This window comes from Brucella sp. 22210, assembly GCF_052045675.1.
Taxonomy (GTDB): Bacteria; Pseudomonadota; Alphaproteobacteria; order Rhizobiales; family Rhizobiaceae; genus Brucella.
In genome coordinates this window covers 22739-30367 of record NZ_JBQEPD010000033.1, presented here as the reverse complement: position 1 = coordinate 30367, position 7629 = coordinate 22739, and the positions used below count along the sequence as shown (strand labels likewise).

Below are 7629 nucleotides of genomic sequence, written 5' to 3'. Positions count from 1 at the left end.
GCGCGACGGTCAGTCTGGTCGCCCGTCGTCATGGCATTGCGCCTAACCAGCTGTTCGCGTGGCGCAAGCTTGCATCGCAGGGTGCCTTGGTTGCCACCGCAGCCGAAGAGGAGGTTGTCCCTGCCTCGGAATACCGGGCGCTTCAGGCTCAGGTGAAGGAATTACAGCGCCTTCTGGGCAAGAAGACGATGGAAGGGGAAATTCTCAAGGAGGCCCTCGAAATCGCCAACGGCCCAAAAAAACGACTGCTGCACTCAATCTCGCTGCCGAAGGACGTTTTGCGATGAAGGCGCTATGCGAGACGTTAGGCGTTGCCCGGTCGAATATCGCTGCACGCGCCACAGGCACCCTTTCCAGAGCCCGAGGGAGACCTCCGCTTCCCGACGCTGATCTGGTTGCTCAGATCAAGGCGGTCATTGAAGAAATGTCGACCTATGGTTATCGGCGCGTTCATGCCATTCTGCGGCGCAAGGCCCGTGAACAGGGGCGTTCATGGCCGAACGCCAAACGTGTTTATCGCGTGATGAAGCGGCATGATCTGCTCCTTCAGCGCCATACCGGAGCTGCCGGTGAACGCAGACACGACGGGCAAGTCACCGTCGAGCGCTCCAATACCAGATGGTGCTCCGATGGCTTCGAGATCACGTGCGACAACAAGGAAAAGGTCCGCGTTGCATTTGCGCTCGACTGCTGTGATCGGGAAGCAATCGCTCATGTGGCCACGACAGAAGGCATCAAGAGCGAAGATGTACAGGACCTTGTCATCACGGCGGTAGAAAACCGCTTCGGGCGCATCAATATGCTGGCAGAGCCCATCCAGTGGCTTACCGACAATGGTTCATGCTTCATTGCGAAAAACACCGCGTCCCTGCTCCGGGATATCGGTATGGAACAGTGCAGAACACCAGTGCGCAGCCCGCAGTCAAATGGAATGGCTGAGGCTTTCGTCAAAACATTCAAGCGCGATTATGTCCGGATCAACCCGACGCCGGACGCCGAAACTGTCATGGCTCAACTGCCATCATGGTTCGAGCACTATAACAATCTTCACCCGCACAAGGCTTTAGGATATCAATCTCCACGAGAGTTCCTGAGCCGAAATGCTCAATCCTGAAAATGTCCGGTTTTTAAGGGGCAACTCCAAAGGTCGCTTATTTATAAGCGGAAACCACGATCTCAATCAGCGTGTCGCCGCCGAGATCTGCAACACCAACGGTTGCACGGGTTGGCAGCAGCGAAGGATCGATCCATTCCTTCCAGACCTTATCCATTTCAGGCTTCTTGTTGAGATCCGTTACGAAGATGGTGGCTGCCAGAAGCTTGGTCTTGTCCGTGCCTGCCTGCGCCAGATAGCTGTCGAGCTTGGCGAGGATTTCGCGGGTCTGCCCGGCCATATCCAGGCTTTCGTCATCACAGGTGGTTCCGCCTACATAGACAATGCCATTGTGCTCGACGACGCGATGCATGATCGGTGTCTGAATGAAACGCTCAGCCATAGTTTAATCCTTTCAGATGGTTGGGGAATTGTCCGGTTGCTCGCCAGTAACGGCGAAAACAGCATCGGGGGTTTGAGGGAGTGCTGCGATTTCGCTGAGCGGCACCGGTTTCACCGGCGCACGCAGACGATAGAAGCCGACTGTTTCCGGCGCGCGGTTTTGCACCTCGGCCAGAATTTCCGTGACTGTGGAACTGCACAAACGACCCTGACAAGGCCCCATGCCGCAGCGGAACATGGTTTTCAGCTGGTTCGGGCCGGCGATGTTACAGGCCGCCGCGTCGCGGATTGCGCCTGCGGTCACTTCCTCGCAACGGCAGACAATCGTGTCTCTGTCCGCCGGTGCGCGAAATGCCTGTGCAGGCAGGTAGAGCGCATCGATAAAGGATCGACCACGCTCGAAGCGCCGCGCTTGTGCATGCAGCTTTGCGATTTTCGAACTCAACGTTGTGGCCAATGCCGGAAAGATATCCCGACAGGCTGCGAGCGCTGCGACACGTCCGCTGTGCTCGGCAACCAATGCACCGCCGATGCCGCTGCCGTCACCAGCAATATAGATGGACGGAACAGACGAACGACCATTGTCGTCGAGTTGTGGTTGGTAACATTTCTGGCCGTCGTTCCACACGAGCGTGCAGCCCGAAGCATTGGCGAGATTGTTGTTGGGGATCACACCCTGATGCAGGAACACGCTATCGACAGCAAGCCTGTGAGTCTTGCCTTTGGCCGAAAAGCAGATCGCTTCGGCTTCGTCTTTTCCTTCAATGGCTATTTCGGTGACACCGGAATAAACCGGCACCGACTTGCGCACCTTCAAAAGCAGGGAAAGCCCCTTCAAGGAATAGGGCGAGAAAAGGAATGAAGGCAGGTTCGATGCAGCTTTCGCGTAATTTGCGCCGGGCGTCGTATCGAGCAGAGCAGCAACCTTGCCGCCCGCCTGCAACAGCTGCACGGCGAACATGTAGAGGAGCGGACCGGTTCCTGCCAGAACCACACGTCCGTTGGGCAGGAGGCCGGAAGTCTTCAGTGCAATCTGTGCCGCGCCAACGGTCATTACACCCGGCAAAGTCCAGCCCCTGACAGGCATCGGGCGCTCCATCGCGCCAGTCGCGAAGATCACGCGGCGCGCTGAAACAATCCCGCTCTTGCCGCTTACCGATACGCGCAGATCAACGCCGTTGTTGTCGCCATCCTGTGGTTCCACACTCCAGACGAGAGCCTGTGGCACATAGGTGGCATTGCTGGCGATAAATGCTTGCAAGACTTCTTTGCCTCGCCAGTAGTCGGTGCCGAGAAACGGTCTGCGGGCAGTCGTATTGTGTTCAATGCCACGGTAAATCTGGCCGCCAGCGGCGGGGTTCTCGTCGAACAGGACAACGTTAGCGCCAGCGGCGCTTGCCTCCGCCGCTGCCGACATGCCCGCCGGTCCGGCGCCGATAATGGCGAGATCATAGGCCGCGTCGAGCGCATGGATATCGGAAATTCTCTTGAGCATGGTGGTCATGGTTCCACCCGACGTGCGCCGGTCTGCGAAGAAATGACCATTCCATCGACAACGGGCGTCATACAGGCTTGGCGGTTCTGAACACCATCAATGGTGACCAGACATTCAAAACAGATACCCATCAGGCAGTAGGGCGCTCGTGGCTGATCACCAACGACGCTGTTTCTGAGCCGGTTGATACCCTCTCCAAGCAGCGCTGCGGCGACAGTTACATTGGCAGGCACCGTCAAGGTGCGTGCATCGAATGTGATCGTCACGGTTTCCTCTGGTGTCTCAGTTTTCAGGAACATTTTAGGAGACATGAAACCTCCGGCCGGAGAAGGCATCACCAGCAAGTTGTTTGACATCGGCTGCTATTTCCTTAGCCACGATCAGAGCGTGGTTGGCTGCAAGCGTGACGCCAGAATGGCACATGACGACATACGCGCCCTTGTGACTTTCGGATTGTTCGTAGACAGGCAGGCCGTCCGGTGTCTTGACCCGAAATCCGGCCCAACTGCGAATGACATTGACGTCGGCCAGATGGGGGAACGTCCGCACGGCTCTGTTGGCCAGAACTGCACTGATATCCTGATTGGTGGCGATCCGATCCGTATGGGTTTCCTGACTGTCGCCGATCATCACGCCGCCTTCATCCGCCTGCCGCAGCGTCGCCGCTGTATAGGGGAAGAAGGGCGCGCATTTCTCCGTTACAAGAATTTGACCTTTGCTGCGCACAACCGGCGCATCGAGACCGACACTCTTTGCAAGCTCTGCATTGCCGTTGCCCGCAGCCAGAATGACGCGTTCGGTGAAGACTTCACCCCATGTGCCACTCAGGAGAAAGCCGCCGTTTTGCGGGGTGATGGATGAGACTTCACAATGCGGTTCGTAGGAAGCGCCGAGGTTGATCATGCCGGTATGCAAGGCGCGAAACAGGCGCAGTGAATTCACGTCGCCGTCCATCGGCGAATAGATCGAACCGATCACATCCCGGCCGATGGAGGGGACCATTTTGGCCGTTCCCTGATGGTCGAGCACAACATGTTCCGGGGCGTCATTGCCAAGTTGCCGCGCCACGGTATCGACGTCTTCGGCAAACATTTGAAGCTCGTGTTCGTCGAGGCAGAAGGTAAAGGCACCGGTCTGTTTCAACGCCACATCAAGCCCGGTGACATCCCGCAATTCATCCGCGAAAGCGGGCCACAGGTGCGCAGATTGCATTGTCCAACGGGCATAGTGTGGTGCTCCTACGCCTTTGCCCTGTACCCAGATGAGCGCGAAATTGGCACGGGATGCGCGCAGGGACAGGTCTTCCCCATCGAGAAGCATTGGACGCAGACCAGATCGGGCGAGACCCCAGGCGATGGCAGAGCCAACCAGTCCCGCTCCGATAATGATTATGTTTTGGTCCGGCAATCTGCGCATTCGTAAATCAATCTGTTGTCACAGCGTCGTCAGTGTTGGGCCTGNTCAGGCCCGATAGTGTTGGCTCAGTTTTGCGGGCTCACGTCCACCTTGAACCACTTCTCGGAAAGCTTCTTCACCGTGCCGTCGGCAATCGCGGCCTGAATGGCAGTATCGAAGCGACCTTTCAGGGCGGTATCTTCCTTGCGCAGACCGACACCGATCATGCCGAAGACCTTGCCCGAAAACAGCGGGCCAGCCAGCTTTGCGCCCTTCATGTCGTCCTTTTCCAGCGCAGCCGCAAGAACTGTGGCATTGGCGACAACCGCATCCACACGACCGCTGGTCAGGTCGAAATTGTGTTCTTCGGCAGTCTTGTACTCACGCACATCCGCGCCATCCTTGAAATACTGTTCCATGAAGGCAGAAGCGGTTGTGGAACCCTGAACGCCGACGGTCTTGCCGTTGATTTTCTTGGCGATTTCCTCGAGCACCGGCTTGGCCGCATCGGAATCGACATTCAGCGGCTTGCCGCCTTCCGGCAGATCGGCGAGGTCACTGTCATCCATGACTGCGAAGGAGTTGATGGCTGCCGCATAAGGCGACGAAAACGCAATCACTTCCTCACGCTTCGGCGTGATGCTCATACCCGCCATGATGGCGTCATACTTGCCAGCGGTCAGCGATGGAATGATGCCGTCCCAGTTCTGAGCGGTGATTTCGCATTTCGCTTTCAGGCGCTCGCAAAGGTCTTTGGCGAGGTCAATTTCGAAGCCTTCCAGCACACCGTTCGGGCCGGAGAAATTCCACGGCGCATAAGCACCTTCGGTCGCGATGCGCACAACATCTTCGGCATGCGCGGTCGGGGCAACGGCGAGAACGCCGAGAACGGAAAGGACGAAATTCAGTTTCATATGTTCACCTCTGTTAGAAAACCGATTGATCGGTTCACGCGTTTTGTTTGGAAATGAATTGCCGGAACCGTTCGCTTTTGGGGTTGCCAAAAACCTCGTCGGGCGTGCCTTCTTCTTCAATCACGCCCTGACGCAGAAACACGACACGGCTAGAAACATCGCGGGCGAAGCCCATCTCGTGGGTCACGACCAGCATGGTGCGCCCCTCTGCCGCCAGATCGCGCATGACCTTCAACACCTCGGCCACCAGTTCGGGGTCGAGCGCGGAGGTTGGTTCATCGAACAGCATGATCTTCGGCCGCATCGCTAACGCGCGGGCAATTGCGGCGCGTTGCTGCTGGCCACCAGAAAGATGCGCGGGATAGAAGTTGCGTTTGTCGGCAATGCCGACCCGCTCCAGCAGTGCTTCAGCCTCGGCGATGCACTCCGACCGGTTTCGCTTCTGCACATGGACAGGCGCTTCGATCAGATTTTCGAGGATAGTCAGGTGCGACCACAGATTGAACGACTGAAACACCATCGTCGCCTGACCGCGCAGCCGCTGAACCTGTTTCGCATCGGCCGCACGAGCTGCGCGCCCGGGCTGTTGGTCGAGCTTGTATGCCTCGCCGTGAATAGCCACACTGCCTGCATCCGGCACTTCCAGCATATTGATGCAGCGCAGCAGTGTGGATTTGCCGGAACCTGATGCACCCAGAATGGAGATGACTTCACCCTGGTGGGCCTGCAAGGAAACTGAATGCAGAACCTTGTGCGCGCCGTAACATTTCTCGAGGTTCTTGATCTCGACCGCAGGCGTTTCGAAACGTTGCATTATGAGTTTCCTCCGGCGGCATGCACGATGACAGGCTGACGCTGAGCCGCCGACAGGCGGTATTCCAGCAGTTTGAAGATTCTGGTGACTACGAAGTTCAGGAGGAGATAAATCGCGCCTGCACAGATGAAGACTTCGACAGGGCGATAGGTGGCGGAAATCAGCTTGGCCGCCAGCCCCGTTACCTCCATCATGGTGATGGTTGATGCCAGCGCGGTGGACTTCACCATCAAGATTACTTCGTTCGAATAGGCGGGCAGCATCTGTCGCAATGCTTGTGGGGCCAGAATGCGACGGACGAGGGTGAAGCCGCTCATGCCATAAGCGCGCGCCGCTTCGATCTGCCCGGTCGCAACCGACAGGACGCCGCCACGAATGATTTCGGCACTATAGGCAGCTGTATTGAGTGCAAGAGCCAGTACCGCGCACCAATAGGGTTCCCGCAAAAACGGCCAGAGAAAGCTCCGGCGCAGTTCTGGAAACTGACTGAGGCCGTAATAGATGATGTAGAGTTGCACGAGCAGCGGGGTGCCGCGCAGCACGAAGATATAACCTCGCGCAATGAGGTCCAGTACCAGATTGCCCGACAGACGCATCGTGGCCAGTATGGTGGCCAGCACGGCGCCGCTGATAACTGATAGCGCCATCAGTTGCAGCGTCAGCGGAATACCCCGGCATAGCTGAACAAAACTGTCGAACATGAACGGCAGGTCGAGAAAGCTCATACCGCCCTCCGGATACCGCGCATGGCGCGCTTTTCAGCATTCTTGAACAGCAAGCCCGATATGAATGTGATGACGAGATAAAGCAGCCCGGCGGTCAGAAAGAAGGTGAAAGGCTTGCGGGTTGATCCAGCGCCGATTTGCGCCTGACGCATCAGCTCAACCAGTCCGACGACCGAAATCAGCGCCGACTCTTTCAAGACGAGCTGCCACACATTGCCGATTCCCGGAATGGCGAAGCGTGCCGCCTGCGGAACCATGATGCGGCGAAACAGCAGACGCGGTGGCATGCCATAGGCCTTGGCAGCCTCGATCTCGCCTTTGGGGAGTGCAAGCACCGCGCCGCGATAAACTTCGGCCTGATAAGCACCCGATACCACACCGATGGCCAGTGCACCGGTGATGAAGATTGGCGCACTGACGAAACCTTGCCCGCCGAACAACGCGCCAATCTGGCTCAACACGGCGCTGCTGCCGAAATAGAACAGGTAAATGACCAGGAGATCGGGAATGCCGCGAAGCACTGTCGAATAGCCGTCAGCCGCAACTCTGAGAATGCGCTGTGATGAAAATGACGCGGCAGCGGCAATCATACCGAACACCGCACCTGCCGCAAAGCCGCAAAAGGCTACCGCGAGTGTCATGCCGGTGGCCCGGAGCATATCGTAGCCCCAGCCGCCTTCGGCAAAACCCATCAAATCCAGATATGCGCTGACCGCACCCAACTGCCTCGTTCCCTTTTTATGTCCGGTGCTTTCACCGCGCCGGTACGTTTATGGGAGTGGTTTGACAGC

9 protein-coding genes are annotated in these 7629 nt (G+C 57.5%); 1 reads left to right on the top strand and 8 read right to left on the bottom strand.

What is annotated here, in order from left to right:
* Positions 1 to 1114 (top strand): IS3 family transposase gene (locus ACTJKP_RS22960; protein ID WP_440630270.1). Its coding sequence is split into 2 segments (ribosomal slippage), with 1115 coding nucleotides annotated over them: positions 1 to 231 and positions 231 to 1114; the frame shifts between segments, so codons are not numbered across the junction. This gene is flagged as partial in the annotation.
* 37 nt (positions 1115 to 1151) lie between these two features.
* Here the strand turns inward: ACTJKP_RS22960 and ACTJKP_RS22955 are convergent.
* The 8 genes from ACTJKP_RS22955 to ACTJKP_RS22920 all read right to left on the bottom strand — a co-directional run bounded on the left by ACTJKP_RS22955 (position 1152) and on the right by ACTJKP_RS22920 (position 7530).
* On the bottom strand, positions 1152 to 1496 hold the full coding sequence (locus tag ACTJKP_RS22955; RefSeq protein ID WP_061345658.1) for a RidA family protein: 345 nt from the start codon (positions 1494 to 1496) through the stop codon (positions 1152 to 1154).
* Positions 1497 to 1508: 12 nt separating this feature from the next.
* Positions 1509 to 2999 carry an NAD(P)/FAD-dependent oxidoreductase gene (locus tag ACTJKP_RS22950; protein ID WP_440632309.1) on the bottom strand — a complete coding sequence of 497 codons (1491 nt, stop codon included), beginning with the start codon at positions 2997 to 2999 and terminating at the stop codon, positions 1509 to 1511.
* Positions 2996 to 3289, bottom strand: coding sequence for a (2Fe-2S)-binding protein (locus tag ACTJKP_RS22945; protein WP_078340566.1), 294 nt, complete (start codon positions 3287 to 3289; stop codon positions 2996 to 2998). Before ACTJKP_RS22945 ends, ACTJKP_RS22950 begins: the two co-directional genes overlap by 4 nt.
* A 1-nt stretch (position 3290) precedes the next feature.
* Positions 3291 to 4406, bottom strand: a complete 1116-nt coding sequence (locus ACTJKP_RS22940) for an NAD(P)/FAD-dependent oxidoreductase (RefSeq protein ID WP_078340565.1) — start codon at positions 4404 to 4406, stop codon at positions 3291 to 3293.
* A 65-nt stretch (positions 4407 to 4471) separates the two neighbouring features.
* Positions 4472 to 5299: a lysine/arginine/ornithine ABC transporter substrate-binding protein gene (locus ACTJKP_RS22935; protein ID WP_440632308.1), complete on the bottom strand. Its 828-nt coding sequence runs from the start codon at positions 5297 to 5299 to the stop codon at positions 4472 to 4474.
* Positions 5300 to 5333: 34 nt separating this feature from the next.
* Positions 5334 to 6113 carry an ABC transporter ATP-binding protein gene (locus ACTJKP_RS22930; protein ID WP_440632307.1) on the bottom strand — a complete coding sequence of 260 codons (780 nt, stop codon included), beginning with the start codon at positions 6111 to 6113 and terminating at the stop codon, positions 5334 to 5336.
* On the bottom strand, positions 6113 to 6838 hold the full coding sequence (locus tag ACTJKP_RS22925; protein ID WP_078340562.1) for an ABC transporter permease: 726 nt from the start codon (positions 6836 to 6838) through the stop codon (positions 6113 to 6115). The genes ACTJKP_RS22930 and ACTJKP_RS22925 overlap by 1 nt, the downstream gene beginning before the upstream one ends.
* The gene (locus ACTJKP_RS22920) at positions 6835 to 7530 is read right to left on the bottom strand and encodes an ABC transporter permease (RefSeq protein ID WP_440632311.1); all 696 of its coding nucleotides are present in this window, start codon (positions 7528 to 7530) and stop codon (positions 6835 to 6837) included. The genes ACTJKP_RS22925 and ACTJKP_RS22920 overlap by 4 nt, the downstream gene beginning before the upstream one ends.
* Positions 7531 to 7629: the final 99 nt, after the last annotated feature.

Coding starts and splice junctions, on each gene's coding strand:
- ACTJKP_RS22955 (WP_061345658.1), bottom strand. CDS start 1,496: ATGGCTGAGCGTTTCATTCAGACACCGATCATGCATCGCGTCGTCGAG.
- ACTJKP_RS22935 (WP_440632308.1), bottom strand. CDS start 5,299: ATGAAACTGAATTTCGTCCTTTCCGTTCTCGGCGTTCTCGCCGTTGCC.
- ACTJKP_RS22930 (WP_440632307.1), bottom strand. CDS start 6,113: ATGCAACGTTTCGAAACGCCTGCGGTCGAGATCAAGAACCTCGAGAAA.
- ACTJKP_RS22945 (WP_078340566.1), bottom strand. CDS start 3,289: ATGTTCCTGAAAACTGAGACACCAGAGGAAACCGTGACGATCACATTC.
- ACTJKP_RS22940 (WP_078340565.1), bottom strand. CDS start 4,406: ATGCGCAGATTGCCGGACCAAAACATAATCATTATCGGAGCGGGACTG.
- ACTJKP_RS22950 (WP_440632309.1), bottom strand. CDS start 2,999: ATGACCACCATGCTCAAGAGAATTTCCGATATCCATGCGCTCGACGCG.
- ACTJKP_RS22925 (WP_078340562.1), bottom strand. CDS start 6,838: ATGAGCTTTCTCGACCTGCCGTTCATGTTCGACAGTTTTGTTCAGCTA.
- ACTJKP_RS22920 (WP_440632311.1), bottom strand. CDS start 7,530: ATGGGTTTTGCCGAAGGCGGCTGGGGCTACGATATGCTCCGGGCCACC.